The organism is Bacillus sp. FSL H7-0578, from assembly GCF_038630855.1.
Classification (GTDB): domain Bacteria; phylum Bacillota; class Bacilli; order Bacillales; family Bacillaceae; genus Bacillus; species Bacillus safensis.
In genome coordinates this window covers 2,938,320-2,957,941 of record NZ_CP152045.1, presented here as the reverse complement: position 1 = coordinate 2,957,941, position 19,622 = coordinate 2,938,320, and the positions used below count along the sequence as shown (strand labels likewise).

Sequence of the window (19,622 nt, the reverse complement as noted above, 5' to 3'; positions counted from 1 at the left end):
AACGATTACAATAAAATTGTTAACGTGAACAAATTATTTTTATCTATAAAAGAGATGGGGGAGTTTGATGAAAGCCTTTTTAGATGAGCATTTTTTACTCAACAGTCAAACGGCGGAAAAGCTATACCATGAGTTTGCAAAGGACCTTCCAATTATAGATTACCATTGTCATTTAAGCCCCAAAGAAATCTATGAGAATAAAACCTTCCATAATATCACCGAAGCATGGCTTTACGGAGATCATTATAAATGGCGTGCCATGAGAGCAAATGGCATACCCGAATCGCACATCACAGGGGATGCCTCAGACTATGAGAAATTTCTGGCGTGGGCGAAGACTGTTCCCATGACCATTGGTAACCCGCTCTATCACTGGACTCATTTAGAGCTGAGACGATATTTTGGAGTTGAAGAACTTTTAAACGAAAAAACCGCACACATCATCTGGCAAAAAGTAAATGAAAAGCTGCAAGGAGAGGGTTTTGGTGCAAGAGACTTCATTGTGAAATCGAACGTTGAAACAGTCGTGACAACAGATGATCCAGTCGATTCGCTTTGTTATCATCAAAAACTGCGGGAAGAAGGATTCACTGTGCAAGTACTGCCCGGATTTCGGCCTGACAAGGCACTAGATATAACGAATCACTTATTTACAGTGTATGTTCACGAACTGGCAGAGGCTTCATCTACTTCAATACAATCCTATCAAGACTTTTTGACAGCTCTCCTCGCAAGAATTGATTTTTTCCATGAACAAGGCTGCTTGATCTCAGATCATGCAATTAACGAAATGACGTTTGAAGAAACGACGGAAGAAGAAGTGGAAGCCATCTTTCATAAAAGAATGTCTGGTCATTCATTGACAGAAAAAGAGAAGATCAAATTTAAAACACAAACATTCATTCAGCTAGGTCAGGCTTACTATGAGCGGGGCTGGGCAATGCAGCTGCATATCAATGCGCTTAGGAACAACAATACGAAAATGTTTGAGCGGCTTGGACCAGATACAGGGTATGATGCGATGAATGATGAAGACATTGCCAAGCCGCTTTGCCGAATATTGGATCGTTTAGAACAAGAACAGGCACTGCCAAAAACCATTCTCTATTCCTTAAATCCTCGGGACAATGTTGTGATTTCCACATTGGCTGGAAGCTTTCAAGACGGGACGACACCTGGGAAGATCCAGCACGGCACAGCTTGGTGGTTTAATGATACGAAACAAGGGATGACAGAGCAGATGATGGCTCTATCCAGTATTGGACTGATCAGCCGTTTCATTGGGATGCTGACAGATTCACGAAGCTTTTTGTCGTATACAAGGCATGAATATTTTCGAAGACTGCTATGCGATATCATCGGAGATTGGGTAGAAAAAGGAGAAGCCCCTTATGATCTTGAACTGTTAGGGGGAATCGTGAAAGGAATCAGCTATGAAAATGCCAGGCAGTATTTTCAATTTGACCGGGCAAAGCAGCTCCAGCATCCAAACTGAATGACATGAAGAAAATGAAAGCGGTTTTATGATAAGATGGTAAAAAATCATAAAAGGCGGAATAGCATGACAGTCACAATTAAAGACATAGCAAAATTGGCAAACGTCTCTCATACCACGGTATCAAGGGCTTTGAATAACAGTCCTTTTATTAAAGAGAAGACAAAACAAAGGATTTTGTCGATTGCAAAACAGCTGAATTATTCACCGAATGTCCATGCGAGAGGCCTAGTATCACAAAAATCATTCACAATTGGTCTGTTTTTTACGAGTTTAACTGAAGGCACATCTTCAAGCTTCTTTGTGGATGCGTTAAAAGGTGTCAATAGCGTCATGACAGAGTATTATAATCTCTTTGTAAGAGGAATTGACGACTTTCACGATTACACAACCATTCATAAACAGCGCTACGATGGCATTTTGCTCATGAGTCAAAGCGAACAAGATGAAGCATTTATCCATCATGTGAAGAAACAGGGCATTCCCATCATTGTGCTGAATCGCCGTGTAGAAAGTCATGAGGTCATGAATATATTAGCAGATGATAGTCAAGGAGCTTACCAGGCTGCACACCATTTCATTCAGCAAGGTCATGAACAAATCGCCATCATTGAAGGGAAAAAAGGCTTTAAATCAACTCAAGAAAGAAAAGCTGGTTTCCTGCAAGCGTTAATTGATCACCAAATACCTATGAAGAAAGAATATATGATGAAAGGCGACTATCATATGAAAAGCGGCTATGAATCAATGGAATCGCTGCTGGCCCTTGATGATCCGCCAACAGCGCTCTTTTGCTCAAACGATGACATGGCGATTGGTGCAATGAATGCATTATTTGCAAAAGGCAAAACGTGTCCAGGTGATATTTCTATTATTGGTTTTGATGATATTGCCTTTTCATCCTATACCACACCTGCATTGACAACGGTGAAAAAACCGATTGAAAAAATGTGTGCACTTGGAGCAGAAGCTATCCTTTCAGTGATAAACGGTGAAGAGCAAGAAGAGGATCATATGGAAAAAGTGTATGTCCACACAGAGCTGATGATCAGAGATTCAGTCAAAAAGGTGCAGTAATCTGCACCTTCTTAGATAAATGTTCACGTGTGCATAATACTTGGAGAGGGGAATCCATTTGAAACGATTATCAAAAGCCATATACCCGGCACCTGAGTATCCGGAAACGATTTTGCAGATTGGTGAAGGAAATTTTATGCGAGGATTTATCAATTGGCACATCCAGAAGCTGAACGACTGCACAGATTTTAAAGGAAGAGCGGTTGTTGTTCCTCCTCGAAAAGGATCGGTAGCAGCCTTAAATGAACAAGATGGCCTGTATACATTATGTATTCAGGGATATCATGACCAGCAAGAAATGAATGAACGTATGATCATTCAATCGATTAGCAGAGGAATTAGTACGTATACGGATTACGAGGAATTTTTACACGTAGCGGAAAACCCGGATCTTCGCTTTGTTTTCTCAAACACGACAGAGGCAGGACTTGTGCTCAGAAAGGAGGATCGTTTGGAGGATCGGCCGCAAGCCAGTTTTCCAGGAAAGCTGACAGCGTTCTTGTATCACAGGTTTAAAGCATTTGCTGGAGATGAGCAGAAAGGACTGATCATTCTGCCTTGTGAATTGGTTGAACAAAATGGTGATCGATTGAAGGAATATGTGATCAGTATGGCAGCTGAGTGGGAACTGCCGCCTGCGTTTTTTACATGGATTAAGGAAGCCAACACGTTTTGTAATACGCTTGTGGACCGGATTGTCCCTGGATTCTCTAAGAAAGCGGCTGACATCGTACGAAAGGAAGAAGGGTATATCGACGAATTGCTTGTCACGGCAGAATATTATCATCTTTTTGTCATTGAAGCGCCCGCTTTTGTGAAAAAGGAGCTCCCCTTTCAAGAAGCAGGATTAAATGTACTTTTTGTAGAGGATATTGCGCCTTATCGTATGAGCAAGGTACGAATTTTAAATGGTGCACATACGGCGATGGTGCCGATTGCCTATTCATGCGGTTTAGAAACTGTAAAGGAAGCTGTGGATGATGAGCATGTTGGTCCGTTCATCCGGCGTATGCTGAAGGAGGAAGTATTGCCAGGGCTTGAACTCCCTGAAGATGAGCTTCTTCTTTATACACAATCCGTTTGGGATCGTTTTTGCAATCCATTTGTAAAGCATCAATTGCTGGATATTGCGCTGAATGGGGTATCCAAATTCCGAACCCGTAATCTTCCGTCATTGCTTGATTATGTCGAGCGAAAGAAACAGCTGCCAATGAAACTTGTGTTTTCACTTAGCAGTCTCATTTATTTCTACAGAGCACATGCAGGAAGGGTAAAGGATGATGAAACTGTGCTAACGCTCATGAAGGAAGCATGGGACGAGGAAAACCATTCTAATGAAGGAGTTGCAGCGAAAATTCTTTCATGCGAGTCATTATGGGGCAGAGATTTAACAGATATAAATGGATTGAGTCAAGCTGTAGCTGATCAGCTTACCCTCATACAGACGCATGGGATGAGAGCAGCTGTTCATCGAATGATGCTTCATCAATATGAAAGTCAGGGGGAGAAAGCATGAAAGACTTTATTGTCATCCACCCTTCAGATAATGTCGGTATTGCTTTAAAAGGACTTGAGCAAGGGGAGGAGCTGCAGCATCAAGGACATACGATTATCTTAAAAGAGACCGTCGCCAAAGGTCATAAGTTTGCATTGGCTGAAATCAAGCAAAGAGAGAATATTATCAAATATGGCTATCCCATTGGTCATGCAGTGACTGCCATTTCTGCTGGAGAATGGGTGCATACGCATAATATCAAAACCAATCTATCTGGCAAGCTGGAATACGAATACCAGCCTTCATTATCAGAAAACCCCTATGAAAAAACGAATCTTACATTTAAAGGGTATAAACGAAAAAATGGCGGAAGCGGAATCCGCAATGAGCTTTGGATTGTTCCTACCGTTGGATGCGTGAATGGCATCGCCGATCAAATGATCCAAATATTCATCGCTGAAATGGGTGGAAACATCCATCCTTTTGAAACAGCCCTTGTATTAAAGCACAATTATGGCTGCTCACAGCTTGGGGACGATCATGAAAATACCAAAACCATTTTACAAAATGCGGTGAAGCATCCTAACGCTGGAGGAGTACTCGTTCTTGGGCTTGGGTGTGAAAACAATGACATTGAGGATTTTCAGTCCACATTAGGTGAATATGACCGTACGAGAGTGAAATTTTTAAGAAGCCAAGAAGTAGGAGATGAGATTGAGACGGGAGTCGCTTTACTCAAGGAAATTTATGATGCGGCGAAAGAAGATCATCGTGAAGACATTCCGTTATCTGAGCTGAAAATTGGCTTGAAGTGCGGAGGATCAGATGGATTCTCTGGTATTACCGCAAATCCGCTTTTAGGCAGACTGTCCGATTTTCTTGTCGCGCAAGGCGGAACAACTGTGCTGACAGAAGTGCCCGAAATGTTTGGTGCTGAAATGATTTTAATGGAGAGAGCAGCATCAGAAGCGACTTTCGACAATATTGTGCAAATGATCAATGACTTTAAACAATACTTCATGGATCATCGACAGCCGGTATATGAAAATCCTTCCCCGGGAAATAAAGCAGGTGGAATTTCGACATTAGAGGATAAATCTCTTGGCTGTACACAAAAAGCAGGTACTTCTGATATTAAAGATGTATTGAAATATGGAGAGCTGCTGAAACAAAAGGGATTGAACCTATTAAGTGCACCTGGTAATGATTTAGTTGCTTCATCTGCACTTGCTGCTTCTGGCTGTCAAATGGTGCTTTTTACAACAGGCAGGGGGACACCCTTTGGTACGTTTGTGCCAACAATGAAAATCTCGACCAACACAGCCTTATATGAAACAAAAAAGCACTGGATTGACTTTAATGCCGGAGAACTGCTTGAAGATGTACCGGAAGATGTTGTATTAGAAAAATTCATTTCAACTGTCATTGATGTGGCGAGCGGGAAGCTGTTAAATCATGAAAAAAACAATTTTAGAGAGCTGGCTATTTTCAAAACAGGTGTCACACTTTAAGGCGACTGGGGGATGAGAAAGTGTCTAAAAAACGGGATTTGATGTATATCACAGCAGGAACGGTATTAACTGGAGTTGGAATTGCTCGTTTAGCAAAGCAAGGGAAGAAAGATAAAAAAGTAAACGGAATTGATCAAGTGCTAAAGCAGATAAAAGCACCGCAGTTCCCAGATCGTGAATTGAATGTGGTGCATTATGGAGCAGATGCGGAAGGGCAAGAGCTTTCTACAAATGCTATTCAGTCTGCCATTGATGATGCCCACCGGTTGAAAGGGGGACGGGTGCTGATCCCAGCAGGGACATTTATGACAGGTGCTTTAGAATTGAAAAGCAATGTAGAACTTCATCTGCATGAGAAAGCCTATGTGACATTCAGCCAAGACCCAAAGGATTACTTGCCTCTTGTACTGACAAGATATGAAGGGGTTGAACTTTATAATTATTCACCTCTCATTTATGCACACCATGCAGAAAACATCGCTATAACTGGAGCCGGAACCCTTGATGGCAGAGGGGATGAGCATCATTGGTGGCCTTGGAAGTATGGGACAAATGGCCAGCCCTCTCAGGATCGGGATCGCCAGCTTTTGTTTGAAATGGCGGAAAAGAGAATACCGGTAGAAGAAAGGGTATTTGGAGAAGGTCATTATTTAAGGTCGAGCTTTATTCAGCCATACCAATGTCAGCATGTGCTAATCGAAGGAGTGACAGTGAAGGATTCACCGATGTGGCAAATTCATCCTGTGTTAAGTGATAACGTCATCGTCCGCGGCGTTAAAATCATTGGGCATGGACCAAACACAGATGGTGTCAATCCGGAATCTTGCCGGAATGTGCTCATTGAAGATTGTTATTTTGATAACGGAGATGATTGTATTGCCATCAAATCGGGCAGAAACGAGGATGGACGGAGATTAGGGATTCCATCTGAAAACATTGTCATTCGTAGAAATGAGATGCGGGATGGACACGGCGGTGTGACGATCGGGAGCGAAATCTCTGGCGGAGTAAGGCATGTTTATGCAGAAGATAATGTCATGGACAGTCCGAACCTTGACCGGGCACTGCGTATTAAAACCAACTCTGTCAGAGGCGGCACCATTGAACATATTTATTTTAAAAACAATACAGTCAAAAGTCTAAAGCATGAAGTGGTCTGTATCGACATGATGTATGAGGAAGGAGATGCTGGTCCGCATCGTCCTGTTGTACGTCATATTGAAGTGGAAGGACTCAAAAGCAGCGGCGGACGATATGGTGTGAAAATAGCCGCATATGCACATTCTCCTGTGACTCACTTTAAAATGAAAGATTGTGTCATAGATGATGTGGCGTATCCATTATCTTTAGAGCATGCCGTTTCTCCTGCTTTTCAGAAAGTCGTCATCAATGGAGAACAAATCAATTCATTGAAGAGTGAAAAACAGTCTTTTTAGAGGCTGTTTTTTTGTTTTATGAACAGAAAAGACGCTTTTAGAAATCACATATACAACCTATCTGCACTGTAGTATAATATTCCCGAAATTAGAAAAGAATTGACGAAAGAGATTTCGTTAAGCAGTACATAAACCAGGGGGTTCACTCATGAAAAAGTTAACAGCTATTTGGCTATCGTTATTGCTTGTGATGGGTGTTTTAGCAGGATGTGCAGGCGCTGAGACAGATCACAAAGCAAAAGGGTCACAAAATAAAGAAACGGCCACTGCGGCATTTCCCGTATCGATAAAAGATGCAGCTGGCAAAACAGTCGAAATCAAAGAACAGCCTAAACGAATTGTTTCGTTAATTCCAAGTAATACGGAGATTGCTTATGCACTCGGTCTTGGAGATAAAATGGTTGGACGATCAGACTTTGACAATTATCCAAAGGAAGTCGAAAAGGTAGAGAAGATTGGCGGACTTGAATTCAATGTCGAGAAGGTCATTTCCTTAAAGCCAGATCTTGTCTTAGCACATGCATCTCAGATGGGATCAAAAAATGGATTTAAACAGCTTGAAGATGCAGGGATCCAAGTGCTGACTGTAAATGATGCAACGTCCTTTAAGGATGTGTACAAATCAATCAATATGATCGGTGAAGCAGCCGGCGTGAAAGAAGCATCAACAAAGCTTGTAGACGAAATGAAAACAAAGCTGAATGACATCAAGAAACAAGCAGAGGGGATTTCGAAAGACAAGCAAAAAACAGTCTTTGTCGAAGTATCAGGTGCACCTGAAATCTATACAACTGGTAAAAATACATTTATGGATGAAATGCTTTCTGTTATCCATGCCAAAAATGCTGCAGGTGATCAAACTGGCTGGGTGCAAATGACGGAAGAATCGATCATCAAGCGAAATCCTGATGTCATCGTTACAATTGATGGATCAGGCTTAGCTGATTTGAAAAAAAGAGACGGCTGGAATGCAATGAAAGCAGTGAAAGAAAAACAAGTCTTTCAATTGAATACGGATCTCGCATCAAGACCGGGACCGCGATTGGTTGAAGGAGTCGAGGCTCTTGCGAAAAACGTCTATCCTGACACGTTCAAATAAATTGATCATCGCATATACACTAAGTGTTTTACTTCTTGTGATGAGCATTGGAATGGGAATCTCCTTTGGAAGCTTAGGGATTCCCATTCCTTCTATTCTTCGTATATTTGTTCATGAACTATTCGGAGTGCAGTTTGGAACCATTGATTCCATCGATCGCAATATTATGATGAACATTCGGCTGCCAAGAGTCATATTAGCGGCATTAGTCGGAGCAGCACTTGCGTTATCTGGTGCAGCTTTTCAAGGTTTATTAAAAAATCCTCTCGCTGACCCTTATACGCTGGGGGTATCTCAAGGGGCATCAGTTGGAGCCGTAGCGACCCTGTTTTTCAGCTTGCAGCTCCCGCTTTTTGGCAGTTTCACACTGCCATTATTCAGTATGACAACAGCGCTTGTGACCCTCTGTCTCGTTCTCTTTTTTGCGCGTCTTGTTCATCGGGGGATGAGCATTTCTTCTTTAATTTTGACAGGAGTAATTTTCAGCTCTTTTTTGGGTGCGCTCATTTCATTGATGATTGCTTTAACAGGTGATGATCTAAAAGAGATCATTCATTGGCTGCTTGGCAGTGTGTCCATGAGGGGCTGGCGTTATATTGTGCTTTTTCTTCCTTTCTTTCTTATTGGGACCTTTGCGTTAATGTTGATGGGGCGGGATTTGAATGTGATGACGTATGGCGAGGAGAAGGCAAAGCTATTAGGTGTTCATGTGAAAAGGAGCAAATATATTGTGCTGCTGGCGGGCTCGATCCTGACCGGAAGTGCAGTAGCGGTATCAGGGACGATCGGTTTTGTAGGACTTGTGATTCCGCATTTTATCCGCCTCTTAACTATCACAGATCATCGGCATCTGCTGCCTTTATCTATGCTGAACGGTGCTTCCTTTCTTGTATTAGCAGATGTGTTATCCCGTACCATCATTGAGCCGACTGAATTACCGATTGGCATCATTACTGCGTTAATTGGTGCACCTGTATTTGGCATCATCCTCATTCGTAAATATAGAGGGGGGACGCACGTATGATTCAAGTGAAGGAAATCAGAGGTGCATATGGAGAGAAAGAGGTTATTCGAGGCATTAATCTTGAAGTAAAGCAAGGAGAATTTCTCGGTATACTCGGTCCAAACGGGAGCGGTAAGACGACCCTTCTTAAAATGATGGCAGGGATTTTAGCACCTAAGAGCGGAGAGGTGCGTATCGGCGGTCACCTTATTCAATCCTATCCGCCAAAGGCGCTTGCGCAAAAGGTGGCCGTTCTGCCGCAGAAAACGGACCAAGCTTTTTCATTTACGGTGGAAGAAACCGTCCAATTCGGTCGTTATCCATATCAAAAAGGGTGGCTGCAATCTGTCACGCGAGAAGATGTGCAGGTCGTCAGCAAAGTAATGGAACAAACGGGTGTTGCACAGTTTAAGAATCAATCCATCCATGAGTTAAGCGGAGGAGAACAGCAGCGTGTATATTTAGCACAGGCATTGGCGCAGCAGCCTGAATATTTATTGCTGGATGAACCAACGAGTTTCCTTGATTTAGCCTATCAAAAAGATTTGCTTGATTTAATTAAAGAAGAAACTGATTCCTCTAGGTTAACGGTCATTGGTGTATTCCATGATGTGAACATCGCTAGTTTATATTGTGATCGGCTGCTTCTGCTTCATGAAGGAAAGACAGACATGTTAGGACTGCCGCATCACGTCTTGACCACTGAACGAATCAACCGTGTGTATGAAACAAATGTGACACCGCTCCAGCATCCATTTAGGGCTAACCCCCAGCTGATGGTTGAGCCTGCAGCCCCTTCAAAAGCATCAATTGTAAACATAGCGGATGGCTGGAGGACTTATAGCTCAGAAGGAATGACGTTTTCCATTAATCAGCCTCTTCGCATCCTTTCCTCACATAAGAAAAACGGCGGGTTCTTTTGGAAAAGGTCTATTGGAACGGGAAAGAAGACGCTTCATGAGCAGCTAGAGTCATCTGAAGATATGCTGTTTTTCGAGCAAGCTAACGGATTAGCACAATTTGCCGCAGAAGACGCCGAGGACGATATGATCCTTTGCGGCATGCTTCAGCAAGAAGAGTTGGCCATTTGGCTTATCCTGAAACGATCTTTATCAGACGGAGCAGCTGTTCAGCTCATGGGGCAGCTTATGCACATCATGAAGCAAGAAACAAGCATTCCATTCCATCATCTTTGTATTGCTACACCCAATACGCATGAAACGGAAGATGCTGACCTTTTACACGAAAGATTAGGACAAAAGGTGCATGGGCTTCTTCAAAAGTTGAATGCCATTCAAAAGTGAACCAAAATGGTTCGCTTTTTTTGTTGAAAACATCAACAGCTGCATAAGAAATGAACTTAATATAACGAAAAATCAAAAAAGTGTTGCTAATTAAATCACAATCCTTTTATAATAAAAAATATGAAAGCGCTTAAAATATGAAGTGTTTAAAAATGCAACACATAAGAAAGGGAGGATTATTTGGACATTCAAGGGATTATACCAGCTATTTTGACACCGCTTACTGAGGAAGAACATTTTCATCCCGAAGTGGCAACGCAATTAGTGAATCGTTTGATCGACTCAGGTGTACACGGCATCTTTGCTTTAGGCACAAATGGAGAGTTTCATTTGTTTTCAGAGGAAGAAAAGCTTCAAATTGCTGAAACTGTCGTGAATGCTGTTGACAGACGAGTGCCGGTATTCATTGGAGCAGGTGAAAATAGTACGGAGGCAACCATCAGGCTGTCAAACAAACTGGCAGATCGAGGGGTAGATGTTCTGTCTATCATTACACCTTACTTTGTTGCACCAACCCAAGAAGAGCTGTATGAGCACTTTCGTCACATATCTGAGAATGTGAATATTCCGATTCTGCTTTATAACATTCCATCTAGAACAGGAGTATCTCTAGCACCAGAGACGGTTGCTCGGCTCAGTGCACTGCCGAATGTGCTAGGCATTAAAGATAGCAGTGGAAACATTGAAAATATCAAGGCATATCTGGATGTCACAAAAGATGAAGATTTTATTGTCCTTGCAGGTACGGACTCACTCATTTTGGAGACATTGAAACTCGGCGGAGCAGGGGCGGTCGCAGCAACTGCAAATGTACTTCCTGAAACTGTCGTTGGACTCTATGAATCTTTTCAAAAAGGGAAGCTTGACGAAAGTGAGCACTTCCAGAAGCAGCTGCAGCCATTAAGAGCAACATTCGGTTTAGGGACATTACCAGCGCCTTTGAAAAAGGCAGCAGAGCTTTATGGAATTCCGGTTGGCCCGCCCAAAAGCCCTGTAAAAGAGCTGTCAGGTGAGGCATTGGAAGCTGTGGCACAAATGGTTGAAGACTATCGCAAACAAGGAAAAGCGGCAAAGGAGTAGTGAAGAGATGACGATCACGCATTATCACTTTCAGACGGCATCACACATTGTATCTGGCGCAGGTTCTTTAGACCTTCTTGGGGAGAAATTAGATAGTTTAGGGCTTAGCAGACTCACATCCATTTTTATATTAACGCAACCATCTATCGTATCACTTGGTTATGCAGATCACATCAAAAGAGAACTTGCGAAAAAGGGGATAGCAAGTGAGATAAGTACAGAAATCAAACCTGAACCAACAGAAGAAAATATCGAGGACGTATTCCACACCTTTTTAAGAGGAGAGCATGACGCCATTATTGGAATTGGTGGCGGGAGTGTCCTTGATGCTGCAAAAATTTTAGCTGTTCTTAAGACAAACGATCAGCCGATTTCTGCTCTCGTTGGCACAAATCTTGTGGAAAAAAGGGGAGTGCCAACGATTCTCATTCCGACAACATCTGGTACGGGATCTGAGGTGACACCAAATGCAATTGTGACTTTTCCAGAAAAGGAATTGAAAATTGGAATGGTTAGTCCGCATCTTTTGCCAGACCTTGTCATCTTAGATCCAGCACTTACTCTCAACTTGCCGAAATCTATTACCGCAGCTACAGGTATGGATGCTTTTACGCATGCGCTTGAATCTTATATTTCAAATAAAGCCAATCCATTCAGTGATATGTTTGCACTGGAATCGATGCGGCTGATTTCAGGAAGTATTCAGGAGGCATATCATCACGGGGAGAACTTGAAGGCAAGAGAAAATATGCTTGTTGGTGCAATGTATGGAGGAATGGCGCTTACAAGTGCCGGAACTGCTGCTGTTCACGCTATGGCTTATCCATTAGGGGGGAAATACAAGATTTCTCATGGTGTTGCTAATTCCATGCTGCTTCCGCATGTCACTGCTTTTAATGCAGATCATATCATTGATCGGCTTGAACATGTGGCAAGAGCAATAGGACTAGCGGGAGTTCACACAAAGCAGGAGCTTGCAGAGCGTGTGATTCATCAAATTGAAGAATGGACAGCGGATTTACACATTCCACAGCAGCTCAAAGCTTTTGGCGTGTCCAAGGAGGATGTACCGGCACTTGCTCAAGCAGCTTCAGAGGTGAAGAGATTAATGGACAACAATCCAAAGCCAATGTCTGTTTCTGATATTGAACAGGTATACATGAAACTGCTCGACGCTTAACGCTTCATTGGGATGGGAATGAGAAGTTGCTTCACACGGCTTGCACACAAAGGGGGATTTTAAATGAATGTCTTAAGCAGTTCTGTCATCACATTTATTTTGATCGTCATTATTCTCTATATACTCTTTACGACTTGGCTGACGATGCGTTTCCGCAGTAAATCCAATTCAGAATTTAACAATGCTGCTAAGTCACTTCCAGCCATTGTAGTCGGTATTTTGCTCATGAGTGAATTCATTGGAACGAAATCCACTGTTGGAACTGCAGAATCTGCCTTTACGCATGGGCTTTCTGCTTCATGGTCTATTGTGACTGTTGCTATCGCCTTTTTTATCTTTTCCTTTTTCTTAGTAGGCAAGTTTTATCGAACAGGACAGTACACCATTTCAGGTATTATCGATCAGAAGTTTGGAAAATCAACGAAGCTAGTTGTTTCTGTTATTATGATTGCTGCATTACTGCTTGTGAATCTAGGAAACTATTTAAGTGGGTCAGCTGCTATTGCATCTATTTTGGGGCTTCCTTTAATGACCTGTGCGATCATTACGGCCGTTGTGAGTACATTTTATTTTACATTCGGAGGAATGAAAGGGGTTGCATGGGTCACGATCCTTCATTCGATCGTGAAGTATGCGGGAATTTTAATTACACTAGGGGTAGCTCTTTACTTAACAAAAGGCTTTGAACCAATGAAACAAACGATGCCTGATCATTTCTTTACATGGGACGGGACAATTGGATGGGGGACGATAGGAGCTTGGTTTATAGGAAACATGGGTGCCATCTTTGCTACGCAGTTTATCATTCAAGCAATCACTTCGTCGAAAAGTGAGCGTGAGGCAAAGAAATCAACACTTTATGCGGCTCTGCTTTGTTTGCCGCTCGCCATTGCAATCGGTGTGATCGGCGTAGCTGCACATTATTTGTATCCAGACATTGATCCTATTTATGCCTTCCCTGTCTTTTTACAGCATATGAATCCAATTTTGAGTGCCATTGTGGCAACATCGCTTGTGGCATCCATCTTTGTCGGTGTGTCGACGGTTGCGCTTGCGACAACAACCTTAATTATGGATGACTTTTATGTACCGAAAATGAAACCAACACCGGAGCAGAGAATGAAAGTCACGAGGTATGTGGCTGTACTCGTTGGAATTGTGCCTCTTGTAGGAGTAGCACTTGCGCCGGAGCTGCTGTCCCTTTCCTTTTTTACAAGGGCGCTTCGAACATCAATCGCTGTTGTAGCAGCAATGGGCTTTTACTTGCCGTACTTTAATTCAAATAGAGGGGCGACCATTGGCCTTGCTGCTTCAGGTGTTACCACGACGGTTTGGTATTTACTCGATAATCCATTCGGAATCGATAATATGTATATTGCCATTATCATTCCTTTCCTTGTGCTGGTAATCGATCGACTTTTCAGTCCGCCTGCTAAAAAGGATCAACCATTGAAAGGAGAATTGTCATGAAAAATGAAGAGACTGTGATAAAAATAGATGGAATTTTGCGACAAAATGAACAAGATACAGAGAGAAAAGAAGCCTTTCTGCCAACAGACTGCGTGCAGAATCATGCGGCGAATCTACTTGAGCTGGATAATGGAGATGTATTATGTGTTTGGTTTGGCGGAACGCAGGAGGGAATACCTGATATCTCAATCTATATGTCGAGACTCAAACGGGGAAGTAACAAGTGGACAGAGGCAGTGAAGTTATCTAACGATCCTGCACGCTCTGAACAAAATCCAGTTCTGTTTCAAGAGGAAAATGGCAGGCTATGGCTGCTGTATACCGCACAGCTATCTGGGAATCAAGATACGGCCATCGTGAGATACCGGCTATCAGAGGATAGAGGTGAGACATGGGGTGAGATTGATACTTTGTTTGAACAGCCGGGTACGTTTATACGTCAGCCGATTGTTGTACTGGATAATCAAGATTGGCTGCTGCCCGTCTTCTATTGTAAGACCATTCCAGGCGTCAAATGGACAGGGAACCGGGATGTCAGTGCTGTGAAGATTTCATCCGACCAAGGAAAGACATGGGATGAGGTCATTGTACCAAACAGCACGGGCTGTGTTCATATGAATATTGGAAAGTGTGCAGACGGCTCCCTCATAGCCCTCTTTAGAAGCCGGTTTGCTGATTCGATTTATATCAGCCGTTCCTTCGATCATGGGCGGACATGGTCTGAGCCAAAGGCGACGGAGCTGCCCAATAATAATTCATCCATTCAATTTACCGTGCTCCAAAATGGACATCTTGCCCTCGTCTATAATCATATCAATGCGGATGAGCAAACAGAACGAAGAGCTTCTTTATATGATGAAATTGAGGATGAAGGCGATACGCGCACGGTGGTTGATACAGAAGCACGCCCAGCCTTTTGGGGAACACCGCGTGCACCGATGACTTTGGCGCTCTCTGAGGATAATGGTGATACATGGCCTATCAGACGTAACCTTGAAGTGGGTGATGGATATGCGATGACAAACAATTCAAAGGATAAACTAAATCGAGAGTATTCTTATCCATCCATCACGGAAGGAAAAGACGGGAAGCTGCATATTGCGTTTACGTATTATCGGCAGGCGATCAAATATGTGTGTGTGACAGAAGAATGGGTCAATCGCACTTCTTAACTGCAAGAGGGCCCTGCTTCTGGTGAATTGTAACCCTCATTTGCTTCATTTATAATTGATGTTTGGAGGGTTGTCCCCATTTTCTATCGGCTGGACTCCCTCAAGCTATGTCTCGTGATGAAGAGATAAAAAATGGGGGTCCTTTTCATGAATATCAAAGTGTTAGGTGTTGCGCCGTATAAAGGGTTGGGCGATGTGTTAATCGACCTTGCCAAAGAAGAAGAAAATATGACATTCCAGCTTGTAGTCGGAGATCTCCGGTCTGGTGTTGCTCTTGCAGAACAAGCAGAAGCTCAAGGAATGGATATCATTATGAGCCGGGGCGGAACAGCTGCGCTCATTCAAAAACATGTGAACATCCCAGTAGTTGATATCCCTGTGTCAGGGTATGACTTGCTTCGTGCCTTAACACTGATAAAAGATTATCAAGGTAAAAAAGCGGTCGTGGGTTTTGAAAATATTACACAAGGTGTACGCACCATTGGGGAATTATACGGGATTAAAATTGATATTTACACAGTGCAGCAAGAGGAAGAGGTATGGGATCTCTTAAAACAATTACAAGAACAAGGGACTCAGGTCGTGCTTGGAGATGTCATTACTGATAAAGCGGCTAAAGAGCTGGGAATGCAGAGTATGCTCATTACATCAGGTCGTGAATCGGTCAAAGAAGCATTTCATCAAGCAAAACAAATGTATCGTTTATATAAAGAGGCGACAGCTGAACAGCGTCTCTTTCGTGAAATGATTGATCAAGAGCCGAAAGGGATGCTCATCATTGATCCGCACAACCAGCTACATTTTATGAATCAACAAATGAAACAATGGACAGAAAAAGGATTATTTGCACCGTCTACTTCTCATGCTGATGTGATTGCGTGGTGTCCAGCACTTGAACCGGCACTAAAGGCGATTCGAGAAGGGAAACAAAATGGCTATTCTCAAATATCCCATCAGCAGCAAGTGTGGCATGTCAAAGGAAGCATGCTATCGAAAGGCGAGTTGCTTGTCACGATTGAAAAGCCTTCGGCTGTGATGAATCAAGAAGGTCATCGTATTTGGACGCTTGCGTCGCCTATTCATTCAGAACATCCATTTGCTCTTTTTACAGAACAAAGCCCAAAAATGAAAGATGTGATCAATAGGGCAAAAGCGTTTAGTCAAACGGAGCGCTCGATTTGCCTGTATGGTGAACAAGGAACGGGTAAATCATGCCTTGCATTTGCTATCCATCAAATGAGCGAGAGGAAAAATGAGAGCTTTACGACAGTACATTGCAGACGTTTGACAGAACCGGAAGACATAAAATCAATCCCTCTGCATCAAAAAGGGACGATGTTTCTAAAGGATATTGAGAGCGTTCCAATGGATATACAGCAGCTCATTGCCGAGCAGCTGCATTATCATCAGAATATTCGCTGGATGGCTGCGTCTCAAGTGGATTTGTTCAAATTGATGCAATCTGGAGCGTTTAGTGAGGAATTATATACAGGCTTACAGGAGCTCACAATTCATGTCCCTCCGTTGTCTGAACGGCCGGAAGATATTGAGGACATGAGCAGGTTATTTATTGCGGAACTGAATTCTCTTTACGGGACGCAGGTGGTTGGGCTGTCAGCAGATGTGATTGAAGCCTTTCAACACCAGAAATTCAGAGAAAATGTCAGGCAGTTCAAGCGGATCATTGAGGAACTGGTACTGACAACAAAAAGTGGATATATCACGTTGAATAGGGCAAAGGCAGCAATTGATCAGCTTGCCTTTGAAAATGAAGAAAAACAGCTGTCCAGCTATTTGAATGGAACGCTTGATGAGATTGAAAGACGGATTATCAAAACGGTGCTGGAAGAAGAAAATATGAATCAATCAAAGGCGGCAAAGCGGTTGAATATCAACCGTACGACGCTATGGAGAAAGCTAAAGGAATAATATGTAATGAGGCCGAGGTGTCTAAATGACAAACGATCTATTAAAAAAAGGAGCGAAATTAGAGCAAAAGGTAATCATTGTGGCGGATGATTTGACAGGTGCCAACGATACAGGTGTTCAATTTGTCAAAGCGGGCTTAACAGCCTCTGTCCTGTTTCAGCCGTCATTTGAAGGCATTGACAGGTATAAAGAGGATGTGCTGATTGTGGATACCGATTCACGAAGTATGTCTTCAGAGAACGCCTACCATGAGGTCAGCCAAATGGTGCAGCCATTTCTCCAAGATGAATCGCACCTTTTCTTTAAAAAAATAGATTCAACGTTAAGAGGCAATATAGGAATTGAACTGCAAGCACTAATGGATATTGGCCCATTTGATGCGGCGGTTATCGCTCCTGCCTACCCAGATGCACAAAGAGCAACCAATAATGGCATACATTATGTGGAAGGAGTGCCTGTTCATCTGTCAGAGGCAGCAAAGGATCCGAAAACTCCAGTTTTGACATCCAGCATATCAGATTTAATTGAGGAGCAGACGAACGTCAGACCAAAAAACCTTTCTCAACAGACAATCGGCGAAGAGCTAAAAGTAACGAGTGATGAGGTATCATCCTTATTGAAGCATGGTCATCAATGGTTTGTGTGTGATGCAGAAACAAGTGATGATTTAGGGCGGATTGTGGAAGTGTTTATGAAGATGGATAAAAGAATACTATGGGTCGGTTCAGCGGGACTAGCTGGTGCATTATCTGCATATGTCGCTAAAAATAGAAATACTTCTCGTCTTAAAAAACAGAGACCTGTCCTCATCGTATCTGGAAGTGCCTCTCAAAAAACAAATGAGCAGTTTGCTTATTTAAGAGAAACTCACGATTGTTTTGAGATAAAAGTGAACCCACTGAATGTATTAAACGGCCGTGAAGCATGGGAACGAAAATCAGTTCTCGATCAACTGCGTAAGCGTCAGAACGAAGATATTCTCCTTTATACAGATGCACGGCCAGAGATGGTTGAAAAGATGCTGGTTTACGGAGAAAAGAAAGGGCTGTCAAGACAAGAGGTTGGAAGTGCTTTGTCCGTCTTTCTTGGAATGATCACAAAAGACATTGTCACATTATCAGGAATGAGACGACTTTTCCTAACTGGCGGAGATACAGCGCGGGCGATTTGCCAGGAGCTTGGAGCAGGAGGTATTCGGCTGCTGAAAGAAATTGAACCTGGCATCCCGCTCGGCCAGCTCGTTGATACGAATTTATATGCGGTTACGAAAGCAGGAGCTTACGGTCAAAAAAATTCAGTACTCCACGCGGTAGAAGTGCTGAAAAAGATAGAGGGGGAAGTCGAATGTCAAAACCAATCATTGCTGTAACGATGGGAGATGCGGCTGGTGTTGGTCCTGAAATTATTTTAAAAGCTTTTCAGCAAACGCGTTTACATGAAGAAGCCGTTCTATTTGTGATCGGAGACACCAGTATATTAAATAGGGCGAAAGACTTTGTGAATACAGATGTGGAGATTGTAAGTATCATAGAACCAGAGGAAGCGGAGCAGGTGAAAGCCGGAGCTGTTCCCTGCTTAGACCTTAAGCTCTTAACGAACGAGATGCCGATTGGGGACATATCAAAAGAAGCAGGAAATGCTGCTTTCCGATATCTTGAAAAAGCCATTAGTCTTGCAAATGACCGTAGAATTGACGGCATTTGCACAGCGCCGCTAAACAAAGAGGCACTTCATAAGGCAGGTCATATGTATCCAGGACATACAGAAATTTTAGCTGACCTGACGGGTACAGAAGATTATGCGATGATGCTGGCGGCCCCTAACTTAAAGGTAGTTCATGTCACCACACATATTGGATTAATGGATGCCATTTTAAAGATTAATCCTGAGCGTGTATACACGACGATTAAGCTGGCACATGATACACTCGTCCGTTCTGGAATCTCTGACCCTAAAATTGCTGTATGCGGGATTAACCCGCATGCTGGGGAGAATGGGTTGTTTGGGAACGGAGAAGAAGAGGAGAAGATCATCCCAGCGGTTGAACTAGCACAGGAAGAAGGGATTCAAGTATTTGGGCCGCTGCCTGCTGATACCTTGTTCTTTAGGGCAGCAAGAGGTGACTTTGATATCGTTGTGGCGATGTATCATGATCAAGGGCACGGACCGATTAAGGTGCTTGGCTTAGAATCGGGTGTAAACATTACAGTTGGGCTGCCGATTATTCGTACAAGTGTCGATCATGGGACGGCATTTGATATCGCAGGAACAGGAAAAGCCGATTCTGCGAGCATGGAAGAAGCTATTAGACAGGCCATCATGCTTTCTGGTACGAGAGAAAATCAATATGAGAAGAAAAAGAGCCTTTAAG

General features: G+C 43.0%; 15 protein-coding genes. All 15 read left to right on the top strand.

The genetic code is table 11. From position 1 onward, the window contains the following. The first annotated feature begins 67 nt into the window (after positions 1 to 67). The 15 genes from uxaC to pdxA all read left to right on the top strand — a co-directional run bounded on the left by uxaC (position 68) and on the right by pdxA (position 19,621). Positions 68 to 1,495, top strand: coding sequence for a glucuronate isomerase (gene uxaC, locus MHB41_RS15295; RefSeq protein ID WP_340900009.1), 1,428 nt, complete (start codon positions 68 to 70; stop codon positions 1,493 to 1,495). 66 nt (positions 1,496 to 1,561) lie between these two features. Further along, positions 1,562 to 2,572 (top strand): LacI family DNA-binding transcriptional regulator, encoded by a 1,011-nt coding sequence (locus tag MHB41_RS15290; protein ID WP_340900010.1) that lies wholly within the window; start codon positions 1,562 to 1,564, stop codon positions 2,570 to 2,572. A gap of 58 nt (positions 2,573 to 2,630) precedes the next feature. Beyond that, complete coding sequence (locus MHB41_RS15285) at positions 2,631 to 4,088, top strand: tagaturonate reductase (protein WP_101676473.1); 1,458 nt, start codon at positions 2,631 to 2,633, stop codon at positions 4,086 to 4,088. Next, entirely contained in the window at positions 4,085 to 5,578 is a 1,494-nt protein-coding gene (locus MHB41_RS15280; protein WP_101676472.1) for an altronate dehydratase family protein, read from the top strand. The genes MHB41_RS15285 and MHB41_RS15280 overlap by 4 nt, the downstream gene beginning before the upstream one ends. A gap of 20 nt (positions 5,579 to 5,598) precedes the next feature. Next, complete coding sequence (locus MHB41_RS15275; protein WP_101676471.1) at positions 5,599 to 7,014, top strand: glycoside hydrolase family 28 protein; 1,416 nt, start codon at positions 5,599 to 5,601, stop codon at positions 7,012 to 7,014. 148 nt (positions 7,015 to 7,162) lie between these two features. Continuing rightward, a complete protein-coding gene (locus MHB41_RS15270) occupies positions 7,163 to 8,113 on the top strand; it encodes an ABC transporter substrate-binding protein (RefSeq protein WP_034280888.1) in 951 nt (316 codons plus the stop codon). Then, the gene (locus MHB41_RS15265; RefSeq protein WP_041115703.1) at positions 8,079 to 9,137 is read left to right on the top strand and encodes an iron ABC transporter permease; all 1,059 of its coding nucleotides are present in this window, start codon (positions 8,079 to 8,081) and stop codon (positions 9,135 to 9,137) included. Before MHB41_RS15270 ends, MHB41_RS15265 begins: the two co-directional genes overlap by 35 nt. Next, complete coding sequence (locus MHB41_RS15260; RefSeq protein ID WP_101676470.1) at positions 9,134 to 10,420, top strand: heme ABC transporter ATP-binding protein; 1,287 nt, start codon at positions 9,134 to 9,136, stop codon at positions 10,418 to 10,420. The genes MHB41_RS15265 and MHB41_RS15260 overlap by 4 nt, the downstream gene beginning before the upstream one ends. Positions 10,421 to 10,600: 180 nt before the next feature. Beyond that, a complete protein-coding gene (gene dapA / locus MHB41_RS15255; protein ID WP_217008744.1) occupies positions 10,601 to 11,500 on the top strand; it encodes a 4-hydroxy-tetrahydrodipicolinate synthase in 900 nt (299 codons plus the stop codon). Positions 11,501 to 11,507: 7 nt separating this feature from the next. Next, on the top strand, positions 11,508 to 12,680 hold the full coding sequence (locus MHB41_RS15250) for an iron-containing alcohol dehydrogenase (RefSeq protein ID WP_340900015.1): 1,173 nt from the start codon (positions 11,508 to 11,510) through the stop codon (positions 12,678 to 12,680). A 63-nt stretch (positions 12,681 to 12,743) separates the two neighbouring features. Beyond that, positions 12,744 to 14,150, top strand: a complete 1,407-nt coding sequence (locus MHB41_RS15245) for a sodium:solute symporter family protein (RefSeq protein WP_034280883.1) — start codon at positions 12,744 to 12,746, stop codon at positions 14,148 to 14,150. After that, positions 14,147 to 15,322: a sialidase family protein gene (locus tag MHB41_RS15240; protein ID WP_065215179.1), complete on the top strand. Its 1,176-nt coding sequence runs from the start codon at positions 14,147 to 14,149 to the stop codon at positions 15,320 to 15,322. Before MHB41_RS15245 ends, MHB41_RS15240 begins: the two co-directional genes overlap by 4 nt. A 147-nt stretch (positions 15,323 to 15,469) precedes the next feature. Then, positions 15,470 to 17,251: a PrpR N-terminal domain-containing protein gene (locus MHB41_RS15235; protein WP_340900016.1), complete on the top strand. Its 1,782-nt coding sequence runs from the start codon at positions 15,470 to 15,472 to the stop codon at positions 17,249 to 17,251. Between the two features lie 25 nt (positions 17,252 to 17,276). Beyond that, on the top strand, positions 17,277 to 18,620 hold the full coding sequence (locus MHB41_RS15230; RefSeq protein ID WP_101676466.1) for a four-carbon acid sugar kinase family protein: 1,344 nt from the start codon (positions 17,277 to 17,279) through the stop codon (positions 18,618 to 18,620). After that, positions 18,596 to 19,621, top strand: a complete 1,026-nt coding sequence (gene pdxA / locus MHB41_RS15225) for a 4-hydroxythreonine-4-phosphate dehydrogenase PdxA (RefSeq protein ID WP_101676465.1) — start codon at positions 18,596 to 18,598, stop codon at positions 19,619 to 19,621. The genes MHB41_RS15230 and pdxA overlap by 25 nt, the downstream gene beginning before the upstream one ends. Position 19,622 lies beyond the last annotated feature (1 nt).